We start from the raw sequence: 17,052 nt of genomic DNA on the forward strand, positions 1-17,052 counted from the left end.
TTTTAAATCTCTTCTAGAAGGCAAATTCCTTCTTCTTGCACACGGGCTTTGATGATTTTTTGCGAAGCTAGATTCAGCACCTGAATTTCATCCCCACGATTCCCGGAGGCAAGTGCTCTTGTTTTGATTTTTAATAATAGATTGCCCGCAGTATAAACCAATTGGACTTCTTGTCCTCTTTCAATGGTATGTAAGGTTCTTACTTGTTTTCTTTCAATGGCAACATCACCAGTAAGCACCCCAAGTGCCGTTTTCCCCACAGGGCTTTCGTCTAAATACTCGCGGTTGTGGTCAGCCGTAAAAAATTCTTTCAGTGCCACATCGGCATCCGTAAGCACTGCTTTGGATGGAATCTCTCTTGTGGTGAAGTATGCCTTTTTCTTTTCTTCAATCAGAAAGGGAATGGATTCGGAATGCACCATCTTTCCTTCAAAATAGTAGTCCAAAGGGAAAAGACGTTTCCCTGCATGGAGGGTGCGACCAGTATTTCTCCACACAAGTCTTGTGCCAGAGATCGTCTGGATGGAATCTTTTTCAGAACTCAAACGAAAGGACTCTCCCTCTTCGCCAAGCCTAGATTCCACAGATTCTTTTAAATCTTTCCAAAGACTTCGTTCTAAATCTTTTCTACCAACTAAACTCGTTCTCGGTAGTAGAATTCCTTCTTTTCCCATCACTTCAAAAGAAACCTCTTCCCCAATTTCTTTCTTATAACGCACGTTTAGTGATTCTTTTAAAGTTTCTGGTTCCATTACCAAGGGAGATTGTAAATTTTGAAAGAGTACCGGGTTCCAGTTTCCTTTCCAGTTGGTAAAATCGGACAACCGAATCTCACTATTTCCCACTATGGTTTTGGGTTTTAAATAGAGTCGATTGTCTTTCTCCTTTGCCCCGAGAGACAAAGAAAGAACCAAACTAAAAAAGATGAGGAACCAAAGTTTCATTAACGTTTCAAACCAATCGCCGTAGAAAGCATGTTATCTGAGGTCTGGATGGTTTTGGAATTGGATTCGTAGGCCCTTTGTGCCACAATCATATTCACCATCTCTTCTACGATTTTTACGTTACTCATTTCCAAAAATCCTTGGAGGACACTTCCATATCCCTCTTGGGATGGCATTCCTGGAATCTCCTGACCGGAAGCAACTGTCTCCCGAAATAAGTTTTTACCAACGGCTTGAAGGCCTGCAGGGTTTACAAACCGGTAGAGTTCCAATTGACCAATGGTGGTTGGGCGAATGTCATTCCCAATTTTCACCGTAACTTCCCCTTCTTCCGAAACCATAAGGGTATTGAGGATAGCGTTTTCAGGAAGGATGATGGGTGGTTCGAGTAAATACCCGTTCGAGGTCACCACTTGTTGGTTCGAGTCGATTTTAAAGGATCCGTCCCTCGAATAAGAGAAGGTTCCATCCGGCATTTGGATTTTAAAAAATGCCATCTCCCCCGTAAGGGCTAGGTCGAGTTTGTTTCCTGTGGCTTGGAAAGATCCAATCTCGAATAACTTCTGTGTGGCGGCGACTTTTACACCATGACCCACATTCACACCAGTTGGAATTTCGGAAACAGAGGTGGCTGGAGTTCCCGCAAGTACTTGGTGTTGGTAAACTAAATCTTCAAAATCCACACGGTTCTTTTTAAAACCAGTTGTGTTTACGTTGGCCAAGTTGTTGGCAACGGTATCAATATGAAATTGTTGGGCAATCATCCCGGTAGCACCGGTCCAAAGGGATCGCATCATAAAAAGGCACCTCTACAGCTTTCTATCGGTAGAGTTTGAAAAAAGCTAAGTGTCTTTTTTCCTAGTTATGTCTTATTTTCCAGTGCTCCCAAACCCGCCGGTTCCCCTTTCTGTGACAGAAAGTTCCGTCACTACTTGGAGGGAAAGTTGGCCGACAGCCTGAAACACAATCTGCGCGACCCGGGTTCCTGGCTCCAAAACAAAGTCCGCACCACTCAAATTGAGGAGAGGGATGAGAATCTCTCCCCGGTAATCCGAGTCGATGGTTCCTGGGCTATTGGGCATCAAAATTCGGTTTTTGGTAGAGAATCCACTTCTTGGTCGGATTTGACCTTCATACCCATCTGGGATGGCCATGGCAAGGCCCGTCGGAACAAAAACCACTTCGCCCTTGGGAAGGATGATATTTTCCGTAAGGCAAGCCGAAAGATCCATTCCGGCGGAACCGGATGTTTTGTATTCAGGAACGACAGCCCCTGGTTTTAAAATCTGGAGAGATACAATAGGAGGTTTCATATGAATTATAACTGCACGGGGATTTTGGAGAATTGGGTTTCGGACATATCACCCACACAAGACAAATGCACTTTTTTTAAATCGAACAACTGTTTTGCGGTTTCATTGATTTCATCCAAGGTCACCGACTTAATCGATTTCATTCGGTCTTCTAAAGAGAAATACTTTCCATAATAGATTTCTTGGAGGCCGATATTATTCATTCGGTTCTCGGGAAGTTCATACCCAATCGCAATGGAACCCATTTGGTTGGATTTTGCATCCGCCAGTTCGGATTTGGAAAAACCGTTTTTGGAAATACTTTCCAATTCTTTTAGGATAAGCTCGACGCAGCGTGCCGCCTTCTCTTTGGAAGTGGCAGAAGAAATAGAAAATAAACCCGTAGTTTTATAATAAGAAGGAAAACTATAAATGCTATAACAAAGGCCCTCTTTTTCACGGATGTTTTGGAAGAGTCGTGAGGCCATTCCCCCACCAAGAATTGTGGAGATGAGTTGGGTGACAGTCACCGTTCGGTAGTCCCTCTTGTTTCCATTCACCCCAAGCATAATATGAAACTGTTCGATTTTACGGCGTTCCAAATGTTTCGTATAACTTTTTTTAGGTGCCGGGATGATGAGTTCTGTCGGATTTTTACCCTTAGGATTTTCAAAAGAAAAATATTTGTTTGTAAGATCTAAGATTTTTTCCCAAGTAAAGTTTCCAGAAACTGAAATTACCATATTTTTGGGAAAGTAGTGTTTCTGAAAGAAGGTGCGAATGGATTTTTCACTCACACCTGTGACTGATTTTTTGGTTCCTATGATATCACGCCCGTAAGGTGACTTTCCAAAAATATTACGAAAGTAATAATCATAAACAAAATCATCGGGTGCATCTTCGTAAGAACGCATTTCTTCCATAATGACACCCTTCTCCGTTTGGATGTCTTCTTTGCGAAAAAGAGGACGAAACAACATATCGGAAAGGATTTCAAAAGCAAGTTCTGCCTGATCTTTGATAGCAACTACATAGTACTGGGTGTATTCACGGCCCGTAGATCCGTTTAATATTCCACCGACACGTTCAATGGATTCAGCAATTTCTTTACTCGTGCGTGTCTCTGTATCTTTAAAGAGCATATGCTCTAAAAAGTGAAAGTAACCGTGTTCGGAATTGGTTTCGGCAAGACTGCCTTGTTTCAAAAAAACACCCACCCCCATAGAGGATGCGTGTTTCATAGGTTGGAAGAGAACCGTTAACCCATTGGGTAAAACGGTTCGTTTGCATTCGATGACGGATGCCATTTGCTTACTCCCCCCAAACAATTGTTTGGGGACTGTTTAGTTGTCTAGAAGAACATCCTTTCTGGAAAGGTCGATTTTTCCCATTTTATCAACGGAAATCACCTTCACTTGGATCTTGTCTCCTTCGGAAACAATGTCACGAACCGATTGCACTCGTTTCACATCTAGTTTAGAGATATGGCAGAGACCTTCTTTTCCTGGCAGAATTTCTACAAAGGCACCAAAGTCGGCGATTCTTTTGATGACACCATCATAGATCTTACCTACTTCGATTTCTTCAAAGATTCCATCAATCATAGCAATGGCTTTTTCTTTGGATTCTTCACTTGGAGAGGCAATGGTTACCTTTCCTGTATCATCCACAGAAATTTCCGATCCCGATTGTTCGATGATCGCACGGATCATTTTACCACCAGGACCAATGAGCTCCCCAATACGATCTTTAGGAATTTGTTTGAGAGTGATACGTGGTGCATTTAAACTCAAATTGCCTTTCACAGAAGAAATTGCTTTGTTCATTTCCCCAAGGATATGATCGCGACCCACTTCTGCTTGTTCGATGGCTTTTTGTAAAACTTCTAAACCAAGTCCATTGACTTTTAAGTCCATTTGGAAGGCAGTGATGCCTTTTTTGGTTCCTGCAAGTTTGAAATCCATGTCTCCGAAGTGGTCTTCGATTCCAGCAATGTCAGAAAGAACCGCAAACCGACCTTTTTCATCACTGAAAAGACCCATTGCAATTCCGGAGACTGCACCAGAGATAGGAACTCCCCCAGCCATAAGAGCTAAGGTTCCCGAACAAACGGAAGCCATAGAAGAAGAACCATTGGATTCTAAAATTTCAGAAACAATACGAATCACATAAGGGAAATCCGTTTGTGTAGGAAGAACCTTTTTAATCGCACGTTCCGCCAAGTTTCCGTGACCAATTTCACGACGACCAGGACCGGAATTACGGCGAACTTCCCCAACAGAGAATGCAGGGAAATTGTAGTGCAACATAAAGTTCTTTTCTTTCGAACCTTCCAAAGTTTCGTATCTTTGGTTGTCAGAAGTAGTTCCCAGAGTCACAACGCCAAGGGATTGGGTTTGTCCTCTGGTAAACACTGCTGAACCATGAGGTCCAGGAAGGACATCGATCTCACAAGAAATTTGACGAATTTCATTGGTTTTACGACCGTCAAAACGAATTCCTTCGCCAAGCACTAGTTCGCGGACCACTTCATATTCTAGTTCATGCAAGTAATGTTTGATATCTTTTGTTTTGTCTTCTGGAGCCAGCAGAGTTTTAAAATGTTCTACTGTTTCTTTATTGATGGCTTTGATGTCATCATTACGTTTTGCTTTGTCAGAATTTTTATTAGCAGCTGTCAAACGGTCGAAAGCAAATTCACGAATTTTTTTATGGAGGTCTTTGTCAGGCGCTTTTAAAACGACTTCCTTTTTCACCGTTCCATTTTTCTTCGCTAATTCCTCTTGCATCGCAACAGCAACTTTTAGTTGTTCTTGTGCAAAACGGAGAGCAGCCATCATATCTTCTTTAGAGATTTCGCTGGCTTCCCCTTCAATCATAACGATAGCATCTTTAGTTCCTGCAACCACCAAATCCAAATCAGATCTTGTGATCTCTTCGTTGGTTGGGTTCAGAACAAATTCTCCTGCGATCCTTCCAATACGAGCACCAGCAATTGGGCCTGCAAAAGGAATGGAAGAAACAGAAAGTGCCGCCGAAGCTGCGTTAATCGCATGTCCTTGGACAGAAACTTGTTTGTCTGCAGATAAAACTTGTACGAGAAGTTGTACCTCAGAGAAGTATCCTTCTGGAAACATAGGACGAATGGGACGATCAAGAATTCGGGAAAGTAATACTTCGTGTTCAGCAGGTTTTGCTTCGCGTTTGAAGTATCCACCAGGGAAACGACCTACCGAGTAGGCTTTCTCAGTGTATTCGCAAGTGAGTGGGAAAAAATCTTGTCCTTCTTTTGGTTCGTCCGCAGCACAAACAGTGGCTAGGAGAACTAAATTTCCGGTTTTGTATACAACCGACCCGTGAGCTTGTTTCGCCCACTTGCCGGTCTCAATGGTGATAGAGTCTCTACCCCAAGAACCAGTCAACTCTGTAGCCATAGGGTTTATTTCCTAAGGCCGAGTTTTTCAATCAGCTTTTTATAACTTTCTAGGTTGGAACGTTTTAGGTATTCCAACAAACTCTTTCTCTGGTTCACCATTGCGATTAGACCGCGGCGAGAGTGAAAGTCCTTCTTATTAGCTTTGAAGTGTTCAGTAAGGTCTTTAATACGAGAGTCGAGAAGAGCGATTTGTACTTCTGCAGAACCTGAGTCGTTTGGCTTGCTACCGAAAGTAGCAATGATCTGCTGTTTTTGTTCTTTTGTGATCATAACAGTATCCAGATTTTAAGAAGGTCTCATTTAGAAAACATAATTTTTAAGGAAGGGTCAAAAAATACTTTTCTATACCGATAGGGAATGTGGTCCGGTTTCCCGTCATAGGAACACCAGGCAAGGATTGTGACTTCGTCGGCATCCAGGATATAAAACCCATTTTCTCCTGACTTGGGGAGTTTGTCCCAGATGTAACCTCCGTGGACGACTGCCTTTTTTTCCGCTTCGTCGGCGATGCGGATGGGGAGAGGGAATACTTCCTTCCAAGTTCTCATATCCAAATGGGTGATTTCTTCCAAGGGTTTAACCCCGTTCAGATTGTATTCTCCGATGGACTCACGAACAAGCCGTCCCAGGGAAAGTGGAATCCCCCATTTTTCGGATAGATCCAAAACAATTTTACGGATGTACGTTCCGGAACTCACATGGATGCGAAAGGAAAAACCCAGGTTTGTCCTTTGGATGTCTTCTACTTTGTAAATGGAAATGGATCTTTCTTTTTCTTCCACAGCCTGCCCTTCCCGCACGAGATCCGATTGGCGTTTGCCACCCACTTTGAGGGCAGAAATTTTAGGGGCTTTTTGGGATGTGAGTGCGGTGAGTTTGCCAAGCTCTTCCTCCAATCGTTCGATGGGAAATTCCGATACAAAGCGGGAGGAAATGGTTTCTCTTTCGTCTACCTCCACCACTCCCTCAGGATCCCCGGAATCCGTCTTTAGTCCTACCACCACTTCCGCGTAGTATGACTTATCTTTTCCGAGAAAAACTTGGGAGAAAGCAGTGTAATCACCGCAAGGCAAAATGAGAAGGCCTTCGGCAAACCGGTCTAGGGTTCCCGTGTGGCCGACAGACTTTTGTTTTAAAATGCGTTTGGTTTTGAGTACTAAATCAGAACTAGTAATGCCGGGTGGTTTGTAGACAAATAGAAAACCGGAATGGTAGGATTTCGACATCGTTAACTCTCACCTAAACAAAGTAATTTGGTAAAAAACTAAGATGGTTTGGAATCAGAATCCGTTTGGGAATCATCTTCCGACTCACCATCATTTTCCTCATCTTTTCCTTCGTCTTCATCCTCACCCTCTTCTGATTCCGAATCCTCTTCACTTTCATGTAATTCTTCAAATAAAGTTTTGGGAGCGGATTCATCGATGAGGCGAATCACATCCAAACTTTTAATATAGTGATTGTCCCAGACAAAACTGAATTTGGGGTTGGTATGAAGGTGAAGGTTCTTTCCTACAAAAGAAGAGAGAAAGCCCGCACAAGAAACAAGTCCTTGTGTGAGTTTTTTTCTTTCGTTGTTATTACAAAGTGCCGTGAAGTAAATTTTGGCATACTTGAGATCTTCGCTGATCTCAATCCGATGGAAACTCGGTAAAAAGACCCGAGGGTCTTTTACCTTACCTTGCAAAATTGCAGTGGAGATTTGGCGAATGATCTCCGATTCGAGTTTTTTCATTCGAATGGGATTCATTTAGGCCGCCTTAAAGTTTACGAGCAATCTCGCGAATCTCGTATGCTTCGATCTCATCACCCACAACAAAGTCATTGAATCCATCAAGTAAGATACCGCACTCAAATCCAGTAAGAACATCTGCCACGTCATCTTTCATACGTTTGAGGTTTTTGATCTTACCTTCCCAAGTGATTTCACCAGTTTCGCTCGAGATGACTCGAACGTGTGATTGTTTGGTTACCTTACCGGATTTGACCATACAACCTGCAATGTTACCCACTTTGGAAATTTTGAATACGTCTCTGATTTCTACCTTACCGATTACGTTTTCAACTTTTTCAGGTTCGAGCATTCCTTCCATGGAAGCTTTCACTTCGTTGACCACATCGTAGATGATACTGTAGTATTTGATTTCTACTTTCTCTTTCTCTGCAAGGGAAACTGTTTTTGGATTCGCACGTGTGTGGAAACCAATCACAATCGCGTTGGATGCCGATGCCAAAATGATATCGGAATCAACAATCGCACCCGTTCCTGCATGGATTACGTTGAGGCGAACATCTGCCGTAGATAGTTTTTCTAGGGCTTCTTTCACTGCTTCTGTAGATCCGCGAACGTCCGCTTTGATGATGACTTTGAGTTCTTTGAGTGCACCTTGTTTGATGATCTCACTCATGTTGTCGAGTGTGACACGAGTTGCCGCATTTTTCGACTGACCTAGTCTTTCATATTCTTGACGGCTATGAGAGATGGTGCGTGCTTCTTTGTCATCGATCACCACATCAAATGGTGCTCCTGCATCCGGCACTCCATCGAGTCCAGTCACAAGGGCTGGGAAAGATGGACCTGCTTCACGGATGGAATGACCAAGATCGTCATACATTGCTCGCACACGACCCGCATGAACTCCCGCAACAAAGGCATCACCCACACGGAGTGTTCCGTTTTGGATGAGAACCGTTGCCACAGCACCACGACCTGGATCGAGTTTTGCTTCGACGATGGTTCCTTTTGCTTTTCGTTTTGGATTGGCTTTGTGGTCGAGAAGTTCTGCTTGGATGATTAACATCTCAAGGAGTTTATCAATTCCAATATTACTTTTTGCTGATATATCACAGAAGATGGTAGTTCCACCCCATTCTTCTGGTTGTAATCCATAATTAGAAAGTTCTTGCCTCACCTTTTCCGGGTTAGCGGCCGGTAAATCAATTTTGTTCACCGCAACGATGATTGGAACTTCTGCTTCTTTGGCGTGATTGATGGCTTCAATGGTTTGAGGCATGACCCCGTCATCGGCAGCAACAACAAGCACAACAATGTCGGTTACGGAGGCACCACGTGCTCTCATGGAAGTAAAGGCTTCGTGACCAGGTGTATCGAGGAAGGCGATTTTTCCGCGTTCCGTTTCTACTTGGTAAGCACCAATGTGCTGAGTGATTCCACCAGACTCACCTTCTGCCACTCGAGACGAACGAATGGTATCCAAAAGTTTGGTTTTACCATGATCCACGTGACCCATAATCGTTACGACAGGAGGACGAGTGATGTAGTCTTCTGGAGCATCTTTTTCCTCTTCGATGACAGTTTCGTCGTAAAGGGAAACAATCTTCACCTTACAGCCGTAATCGTCAGCCAAAATAGATGCTGTTTCTGCATCGATCACATTATTGATGGTTACCATCATCCCCATTTTCATGAGTTTACTGATGACTTCACCCGGTTTTAAATTCAGTTTTTTAGCGATCTCTCCCACTTGGATGTTTTCCAAAATGGAGATTTCTTTAGGAACAGCAGCGAGGGCCGCAGCTTGTGCCTTTTGTTTGCGGAAAGATTGTTTGAAGAACTTAGTGTTCTCGTTTTCTTCTCTTCCACCTTTTTCTTTATCAAATACTTTCTTTTTGGCTCCGCCAGGACCACCAGCTCCCGGAAGTCCGCCCGGTGCACCAAATGGAGCATCTCCAGGAGGTCTTCCCGCACCAGGACCACCTTGACCGATGGGACGAGCTCCACGATTCCCTTGGTATCCACCAGGGCCACCTTGTCCAGGTCCACGATTCCCTTGGTATCCGCCAGGGCCACCTTGTCCAGGTCCACGATTCCCTTGGTATCCACCAGGGCCACCTTGTCCAGGTCCACGATTCCCTTGGTATCCACCAGGGCCACCTTGTCCAGGTCCACGATTTCCTTGGTATCCGCCAGGACCACCTTGTCCAGGTCCACGATTTCCTTGGTATCCGCCGCCCTGTCCAGGCCCACGGTTTCCTTGGTATCCAGTGCCTTGCCCTTCCGGTCTTGGGGGACGCGGTGTGGTAGGTCTTGAGACAATCGGGTTACGATCTTCTTTTCTAAAATAACCTGGGTTTCCTCCACCTTGGCCTTGTTGGCCAGGCCCACCGCCTTGGCGGTAGTTCGGAGAAGAGGTATCCCCAGAGAGAATGGATTCCGGTTTGCGGTCCATGGGAGGTCTCTCTCGTTCTGATTGTGGTTCCGGCTTTCTATCCGGACGAGACACAATGGGGGATGCTTGGGAAGGAGCTTGTGGACCGGAACCGAGTCCCTGTCTTTTGGCTTCCTCACGAATGAGTTCATTCAAATCCTTTTTTTTGTCCGAAGACGAGGAAGAGGTTTTGGCCCCTTCTGCGCTCGGGCCAGAATTGGATTCTTTTTTCTCATCTGCAGGTGCCGCTTTCTTCTTGATGACAAGCTTTTTCTTGGTTTTGTCACCACTGGCTCCCTGCTGGAGGGTTTCTTTAATCGATTTTTGCTCTTCCATATTATGCCTTAAAACTTAACCCTCTTCTACCCATTCGATAGATTCACGAAGCAGACGTAAAATTTGTTCTGCTGTGGTTTTCCCGATTCCGGAAATTTTCGAAAGTTCCTCTTGGCTGACCTCGAGAAGGGTTTCCACGTTTTTGATCCCGCCGGCTTCGAGAAGGCCAACGATCCTTGGGGTAAGACCTGGAACTTCGGAAAGCGGAGTGAATCCGGAATCCTCTTCTTCTTCGTCCCCACCATCACCATATTGGTCTTCTGATTCTTCCATTGCTTCTTGTTGGGCATTGAAGAGTCGATCCAGTTTTTCGCGAGCTTCCGGCGAAGCCAGTTCCTGGTTGTATTGGGATACAGTTTTAATGTCGATTTTGAAACCGGAAAGTTGGGAAACCAATTTTACGTTGGATCCGTTGATTCCGATGGCAAGAGAAAGAGATTCATCAGGAACGATGACAAGGGCATCTCCCCTCTTTCTGTCCACATGCACTTCTACTGGTTTCGCAGGAGAGATGGCATTGGCGATAAAAATACTTGGTTCATCTGAATGAAGAACAATGTCGATTCTTTCGTTTCCGAGTTCTCTTACGATGGCTTGGATCCGAACACCTTTCATTCCCACGCAAGCTCCCACAGGATCCACATCAGACTTACTAGTGGTTACTACCACCTTAGTTCTGTAAGATGGAATGCGAGCTACATCACGAATTTCTACGATCCCATCATACACTTCAGGAATTTCCATCTCGAAGAGTTTTTTCACAAAGTCACCCGATGCACGAGAGAGTGTGATGACAGGCATCGGTTCGCGAGGACGAAGTTCTACACGAGAAATGATTGCTTTCATCCGATCCCCTTGGCGGTATTTTTCGCCCGGGTTTTGATCTTTCTTCAGCATGATTCCTTCTACCTTACCAAGGTCGATGGACATGATGTCTTTTTTCCAACGTTGGAAGTACCCGTGAGTGAGTTCCCCTTCTTTGGATTTATACTCTTGGTAGAGTAATTCTTTTTCCATATCGCGCAAACGTTGGAAAACCATTTGTTTGGCTTGGCTGGAAAGAACCCGAGAGAGGTCTTGTGGTTTTTCAAACACACGCATTTGGGTTCCCACTTGTGCCGCAGGATCCAATTTACTTGCCTCCTCTAGAGCGATCTCTAGAGGGTTTGTTGTTTTATCTTCTACCACGTCGCGAAGGACAGAGATGATGATTTCGTTTTTGTTGTCGGAACCGAAGTCTACTTGGCAACGGTCATCTGTCTCTGCTTCCAAGCCGACTTTTTTGCGATAGGCGGCGAGAAGTGAGTCTCGGATGACACCGAGTACGAGTTCTCTATCAAGAGATTTGTCCTGACAGAATTGTTGGATGGCTTCGAATAGCCCAGTTTCTTTCGTTGCTTGTTTTGTCGCCATAGTCTTAAATTTCTAAATACAAATTTCCCTTTCGTATTTCTGCGATGGGCATAGATACCGATTTTTGGTTCTTTTTGTGTCGAGTTTTACGATCGTAAAGCGTAAGCTCAACTGAATCCCCCGAAACCGGTCCCAAACGATACAATCGTTTGTCCCATTTTCCTGCTTCCAGCGGCACTTCTAGTTTGACTAAAAGTCCTTGGAAACGACTTAAATCCTCCGGCAGACGCAAAACACGTTCTGCTCCCGCGGAGGAGACTTGGAGAGTGAAATCAAATTCCTCTCCCCATAAATCCAGCTCCTCTTTGAGTCTCCTAGAAACATTCTCACAGTCTTCCAAACTAGCGGAGCCAGTTTTGTCTGTGAGATGATCAAGTTCAATCTCAATGAGGGCGTGGTTTTTCCGATTCTGTACTTGGAGCGAAAAAAGCGCTAGAGGTGGAGCGAGAACGCGTAAAATAAGTTCTCTGATGTTTTCCTCGGTATATACCAAACCATTTCCAAAAGATTCCAAAAGGAATCTGTATAAGAGACCCAGCTCATGCTAAAATTTAACATGTCTACTGTCAAGCTAGGAAAAGCGAGTTGTCCTGTAAATAAAAAATTAGGGAATGGATGTTGCACCATGCGAATCCTTTATCTCATCCTCACCCTCTCTTTTTTCGTTTCCTGCCTTCGTTTCCGAGTGGAGAACCTAAAAGAAGAAATCCTCTTCCGCATCCCTCTTGGACAAACCAATGAGAGTTTTGAAGGTGTTGTGGTGAACCAAGTACTCACCAACGTTCCACTCACCATCCCCAACTCTTCCAATATTAGCGCAATGGCGGACAATAAACAAGCCGTAATCAAACTTTTTGACAGAAATGGGAGACTGGACGCCACACTCGGCAACCCCGATTTCAAATCCATTTCCGGAATTCCGCATTACCCGTTTCGGTTTGGTGGGATTGGGATTGTGGCCATGAACGAAGATGGGGATCTCATTGTTCAAAACAGAATTTCCACCAAGGGAATGGAACTTCCCCAAGGACAAGAAAACTTATACAAAACGTACAGCGGTGCCTTTTCCACCCAAGGGGCGACAGTCCTTCCCTCGTTTCTTGTACAAATCTCCCAAAAAGGTGTCGTGAAATTTATGTTAGGAGCTTCCGGAAAGAACTCTGAACCATTCCGATACATTGAATTCATTTTACCCGGCGAAGGGGAAAAGTTATTTGTTTACCATCGCATTGCAGAAGAGATGCGACTTTCTTATTTTGAAGAAGGGGAATTAAAAGGAAATTTAAAAGAGTCTAGTTTGGATGTATTTGCCAGTAACGACGCCAAAGAATATGACATCACTTTAGATAAACTCCTCCCCCATCCAGAAGGAGAGTATGTTCTTGGATCTTTTAGTTACTATTCTAAAAAAGACAAACGATTCAAATTCAGAAGGATCTTTCGTTTTGTTTTTGATTCCAAAAGTTCTGAATTCTTAAAAGAGATCCAAGATCCCTCCGAGATTTTATTTTCCATTCGAAACAATGGGGAGTTTTATATTTGGGAAACAGAAGACGGTGGAAATGCGGCAAGACTCCAAGTCCATGACAAAGAAGGAAACCATATCAATAACAAACGGATTCCTTTTTCCAGTCCACGCGGACAGTGGAGAGAAACCTATACAGATGCCTTTGATAATATCTATTCGGTTCGGATTCGTGCGGGTGCTCTCGAAGTGTATCGTTGGATTTAATGAAACAAAAACCCTTATTCACCAACAAGGAATCTAAGGCCTTAGATTCTCTCGCTACCAAGGAATTAGGGTTTCAAGAACAAACCTTAATGGGGATGGCTGCCCTTTCTATTTTTCATGCCAATGAAGATTTATGGAAAACAGCAGAATCCATTTGGATTCTTTCTGGGACGGGAGGAAACGGGGGAGATGGTTATGCCCTGGCTCATACCCTCTTCCAAGAAGGTTATTCTGTTCGGTGTTTTGCCACCTCCCCTAACAAAAACGATGCGGGAAAATTTTATGAAACCCTGGTTTCGAAAACTCTCGGTGCCATTGGCAGTGTAGATGATTTTTACAACGAATGGGAAGAGGCAGAGGAAGATTCAGTCCTTCTTGTGGACGCCCTTCTCGGAACGGGATTCCAAAATCCCCTCTCCGAAGAACTGAAAGAACTCATTGATACCATCAATGATAGTGATGTATTTTTTTACCGGCTCTCCCTCGATACAGCCAGTGGTTGGAATCCTAATTTACTTGGGGAGAAGGATGCGAAGGCCCATAGTTTTGTTTTTGCCGATTCCATTGAGGAATTGGGGACAAGAAAATGGGAAAACATTGGATTTATTTATGAAAAAGATTCCATCATTCCCAGATACTATGAATCCATTGGATTTCCGGTCCGATCCCATTTAAACAATGTTACCTTTTCCAAACGATACTATTTAGAACCAGATCCAGAAAACGCAATCACTGCCATCAAACGAAAGAACAAAGACCATAAATACAGTGCAGGTTCTGCTCTATTTTATGGGGGTTCTGATGGAATGGAAGGAGCCATATTACTTTCGGAACAGGCCTTTTCTAGGTTAGGTGGAGGGATTAGTAAAATCGCCTCTCCTTCTTTAAAAATCAGCTCTCTGATTCTCAAAGAGGATCTTTCCAAAATGGCAAAAACAAGTTCTCTTGCAGAAACACTCGTTGATCCTTTTTTAAAAAAAACAAAGACAATCGTTGTGGGCCCGGGCCTTACTCAATACCCAAATGATTTGAGTGGATGGGAAGTTCCGGAAGGGTTACGTTTGGTTTTGGATGCCGGTGCCATTCCAACAAAAGGGAATTCACTTCCCAAAGGAAATCAAATCCTACTTACCCCTCACGTGGGGGAGCTGAACCGAATGACAGGGATCACCCACCATTCTGTTCAGGCCGCCTACGATACGTTAATTGAATACTGCCCGCAAAACAATGTCTATGTGCTTCTGAAATCCTTTGTAAGCCTTCTTGTTTGTCCCGATGGTTCCTCTTATGTTTGGGAATCACCGAATCCAAAACTGGCGACTATGGGAACAGGGGATTTACTATCCGGGATCCTTGCTCGGTATTTGAGTTTGGACTTGTCCATTCCAGAGGCCGTGCATTTGGCACTTTCTTTGCTCGACCATTCCAAACAATCGGAAGAGCCCTACCCTTCGGCCCACCAAATTCTAAAATCTCTAGTGGAGCTCATTTAAATGGGAAAAGGTTACCACTCTCGTTCCCCAGAAGAATTTCGTGATTATCTAAAACAGATCGGCGATAAAAATAAAAAGACAAGGTGGAGACAAATTGTCATCCTCATTGATTTGGTGCTTGTGATCCTTATTTTTTATATTGGGTTTCGCGCACTGAATCCTGGAAGTTTCCAAAACCGCACCCAGTCCGACAAACAAATCGTAGATGGTTATCCGACTTACTTAAGTCTTTCAAGAGAAGAAGATGATTTGTTCCAAGGTTATTTTTTATTCATTGAAAATAATACAAAAACGGAAGCAAAATTTCCAAATCCAAAATGGACATCGGAATTTCGCATCCAAACGAAACAAGGCCTATTGTGTTTTCAGGAAAAGATTGAATGGGATAGTAGAACCATTCCCGCACAGGCCAATGGATTTTTATACCATTCTGTTTCCAAAAAAAAATGGAAGGACTTAGTTGCGGATTGTCGTAAAGAGATCTTTGATGAAGACGCCTCTATCTTTCGATCTAAGTTTCGTTCTCTGGATTTAGGTTTTTATTCCCAAGTCCTCATTCATTCAGAAGATAGAACCTTCACCTTCCAAATCAAACAAAGACCATACAAATAAGATCCGCTTACAAAGGTTTGTCCAACTTTCGTTTTATATTTCAGCGAAGGTTACCGGCCATTGGGCTGCAAGGAACTGGAAACAATGATTCCCCCCAAAACAATCAGGACCGTGCCGATCAAAACTTTAACAAAGTTCAAATCTCTCCACTCTGAAAAAACAATGGCTCCCAGGATGACGGCAACGATGGCATTGGAATTGGTGAGAGGGGCAATGACTGATACGGGTAACTTCAAAACTGCAATCCCGTAACTCATACAATAGATCGCCGTAGACCAAGATAGTCCCATAAGAATGGCAAAAAGGCCACCGCTTACAGTGACTTCCCTCATTCCACTTTGGAAAGCAAAGAAGATTCCGTAACAAAAAATGGAGAACCCAACAAAGACCAAATAAATTGGCAAACTGATTCCTGCTCGTAGGCTCAGTTTCATAATGACAGTTCCCATTCCGAGAAGCAAAGCGGGGAAAACCCCGCCGATGAGTATGGTTCGAATTTCCATACTTTAATTTAACGAGAGTTACTCGCCGATTGTAACGTCTGGATACTCTTCCAGATAACTTTCACCGTTAGCACCATAGTAAATCACTTTCCGGCCTGTGAAATCTACATCATAACCAATGACTCCCGCTTCCCATGCTGCTTTCAAAAATTCCGGGAATGTGCTTCTACCTTCCTGGTCGGTGCGAAGTGCTGTGATCAGTGCCTCACGGTCAAAGTTCGCAATCTCATGAACCCCTGTCACAAGAGGGGTTCCTTGTTGTACAACAGAACCATCTTTCATATGATAGACTGCTTGGCAGGATGGTAGTGACCAACGATTGCTATGCACGCCGGCGCTACGAAGGACTTCCGCAAGCACAGGAAAGCCTCCGACTTTCGGGCGAATGGACACCGCATATTTTTGTGCGTCTGTGAGTCTGGTGGTGATTGGGTTCATGATTTTCTCCTTATTCCATTGGGTTTGCGTTTAGTTTATTTAGGTCTGCGAGTTTGATGAGTGTCTTCATCAGAAGGTCTCTTTCGGTTTGAGATAGTAATGAGAAAAATGCCGAATCATTTTCATCGGCGATCTTGGAAAGCTTAGGAATGAGTTTCGTTGCCTTGGATGTGAGCTCGATGTCCTGATAACGGCGATCCCCTGCAGATTCTGCACGAGTCACAAGGCCCTTGTTCAAAAGACGATCAATGAGTTTGGATACAGCACCGCGAGTGAGGCCTGTGATCTCGGCCACAGCACTCGGCGAGGTATTTTCCTCATGGGAATACATCTCCCGAAGAATGACCCACTCAGCAACGGTGACATCAAGAGCCGCCAGTTTCTTTGCAAAAGACTGGGAGACCGCATTGGATACAACCCGCAAACGGTAACCAATATGAGATTTTAGGTGGCTTGGTTCGAGGATTTCCTTTTTGGTCATAAATCAAACATAGTTTCCTAGGAAACTATTTGCAAGGAAATTAATTCAGGGATTTATTCTTTTTTTATCGTTTTATTGGAGTCTTTTAGTAAGAGACCGCAAGCATGGATGAGATCCCCACCAATCAAAACCAAAAGTAGGATTTCGGAATCATTGGTGTCAGACCAAAAACAAATCAAAATTCATTTTCATGAAACCGTCTT

General features: G+C 43.9%; 17 protein-coding genes. 3 read left to right on the forward strand and 14 right to left on the reverse strand.

All coding sequences use genetic code 11. The annotated features are described in order from the left end of the window. Positions 1–2: 2 nt before the first annotated feature. The 11 genes from flgA to rimP all read right to left on the reverse strand — a co-directional run bounded on the left by flgA (position 3) and on the right by rimP (position 12,083). Positions 3–944, reverse strand: coding sequence for a flagellar basal body P-ring formation chaperone FlgA (gene flgA / locus JWG41_RS03820; protein ID WP_205268615.1), 942 nt, complete (start codon positions 942–944; stop codon positions 3–5). Next, on the reverse strand, positions 944–1,741 hold the full coding sequence (gene flgG, locus JWG41_RS03825; RefSeq protein ID WP_012388518.1) for a flagellar basal-body rod protein FlgG: 798 nt from the start codon (positions 1,739–1,741) through the stop codon (positions 944–946). The genes flgA and flgG overlap by 1 nt, the downstream gene beginning before the upstream one ends. A gap of 72 nt (positions 1,742–1,813) precedes the next feature. Continuing rightward, positions 1,814–2,257 (reverse strand): dUTP diphosphatase, encoded by a 444-nt coding sequence (dut, locus tag JWG41_RS03830; protein WP_205268616.1) that lies wholly within the window; start codon positions 2,255–2,257, stop codon positions 1,814–1,816. 5 nt (positions 2,258–2,262) lie between these two features. Then, entirely contained in the window at positions 2,263–3,543 is a 1,281-nt protein-coding gene (locus JWG41_RS03835; protein WP_205268617.1) for a M16 family metallopeptidase, read from the reverse strand. 36 nt (positions 3,544–3,579) lie between these two features. Continuing rightward, the gene (pnp, locus tag JWG41_RS03840) at positions 3,580–5,670 is read right to left on the reverse strand and encodes a polyribonucleotide nucleotidyltransferase (protein ID WP_205268618.1); all 2,091 of its coding nucleotides are present in this window, start codon (positions 5,668–5,670) and stop codon (positions 3,580–3,582) included. Positions 5,671–5,675: 5 nt separating this feature from the next. Further along, entirely contained in the window at positions 5,676–5,942 is a 267-nt protein-coding gene (gene rpsO, locus JWG41_RS03845; protein WP_002973902.1) for a 30S ribosomal protein S15, read from the reverse strand. A gap of 26 nt (positions 5,943–5,968) precedes the next feature. After that, positions 5,969–6,898 carry a tRNA pseudouridine(55) synthase TruB gene (gene truB / locus JWG41_RS03850; RefSeq protein ID WP_205268619.1) on the reverse strand — a complete coding sequence of 310 codons (930 nt, stop codon included), beginning with the start codon at positions 6,896–6,898 and terminating at the stop codon, positions 5,969–5,971. A 38-nt stretch (positions 6,899–6,936) separates the two neighbouring features. After that, positions 6,937–7,422 (reverse strand): 30S ribosome-binding factor RbfA, encoded by a 486-nt coding sequence (gene rbfA, locus JWG41_RS03855; protein ID WP_205268620.1) that lies wholly within the window; start codon positions 7,420–7,422, stop codon positions 6,937–6,939. Positions 7,423–7,432: 10 nt separating this feature from the next. Next, positions 7,433–10,177 carry a translation initiation factor IF-2 gene (gene infB / locus JWG41_RS03860; protein WP_205268621.1) on the reverse strand — a complete coding sequence of 915 codons (2,745 nt, stop codon included), beginning with the start codon at positions 10,175–10,177 and terminating at the stop codon, positions 7,433–7,435. Between the two features lie 15 nt (positions 10,178–10,192). Further along, on the reverse strand, positions 10,193–11,590 hold the full coding sequence (gene nusA, locus JWG41_RS03865; protein WP_205268622.1) for a transcription termination factor NusA: 1,398 nt from the start codon (positions 11,588–11,590) through the stop codon (positions 10,193–10,195). Between the two features lie 4 nt (positions 11,591–11,594). Further along, positions 11,595–12,083: a ribosome maturation factor RimP gene (rimP, locus tag JWG41_RS03870; protein ID WP_232225873.1), complete on the reverse strand. Its 489-nt coding sequence runs from the start codon at positions 12,081–12,083 to the stop codon at positions 11,595–11,597. Positions 12,084–12,131: 48 nt separating this feature from the next. Between rimP and JWG41_RS03875 the strand changes: the two genes are divergently transcribed. From JWG41_RS03875 to JWG41_RS03885, 3 genes are read left to right on the forward strand one after another with little or no spacing between them, the layout of a single operon-like run. Beyond that, positions 12,132–13,322: an LIC_12708 family protein gene (locus JWG41_RS03875; RefSeq protein WP_232373660.1), complete on the forward strand. Its 1,191-nt coding sequence runs from the start codon at positions 12,132–12,134 to the stop codon at positions 13,320–13,322. Beyond that, positions 13,322–14,815: an NAD(P)H-hydrate epimerase gene (locus JWG41_RS03880; protein ID WP_205268623.1), complete on the forward strand. Its 1,494-nt coding sequence runs from the start codon at positions 13,322–13,324 to the stop codon at positions 14,813–14,815. Before JWG41_RS03875 ends, JWG41_RS03880 begins: the two co-directional genes overlap by 1 nt. Then, positions 14,816–15,427: a hypothetical protein gene (locus tag JWG41_RS03885; protein WP_205268624.1), complete on the forward strand. Its 612-nt coding sequence runs from the start codon at positions 14,816–14,818 to the stop codon at positions 15,425–15,427. Between the two features lie 50 nt (positions 15,428–15,477). Here the strand turns inward: JWG41_RS03885 and JWG41_RS03890 are convergent, their stop codons facing one another. From JWG41_RS03890 to JWG41_RS03900, 3 genes are read right to left on the reverse strand one after another with little or no spacing between them, the layout of a single operon-like run. Next, positions 15,478–15,930, reverse strand: coding sequence for a hypothetical protein (locus JWG41_RS03890; protein WP_205268625.1), 453 nt, complete (start codon positions 15,928–15,930; stop codon positions 15,478–15,480). 18 nt (positions 15,931–15,948) lie between these two features. Further along, on the reverse strand, positions 15,949–16,368 hold the full coding sequence (locus JWG41_RS03895) for a DUF1398 domain-containing protein (RefSeq protein ID WP_205268626.1): 420 nt from the start codon (positions 16,366–16,368) through the stop codon (positions 15,949–15,951). A 10-nt stretch (positions 16,369–16,378) separates the two neighbouring features. Then, positions 16,379–16,849 (reverse strand): MarR family winged helix-turn-helix transcriptional regulator, encoded by a 471-nt coding sequence (locus tag JWG41_RS03900; RefSeq protein ID WP_205268627.1) that lies wholly within the window; start codon positions 16,847–16,849, stop codon positions 16,379–16,381. Positions 16,850–17,052: the final 203 nt, after the last annotated feature.

Source organism: Leptospira chreensis (assembly GCF_016919165.1).
Taxonomy (GTDB): domain Bacteria; phylum Spirochaetota; class Leptospiria; order Leptospirales; family Leptospiraceae; genus Leptospira_A; species Leptospira_A chreensis.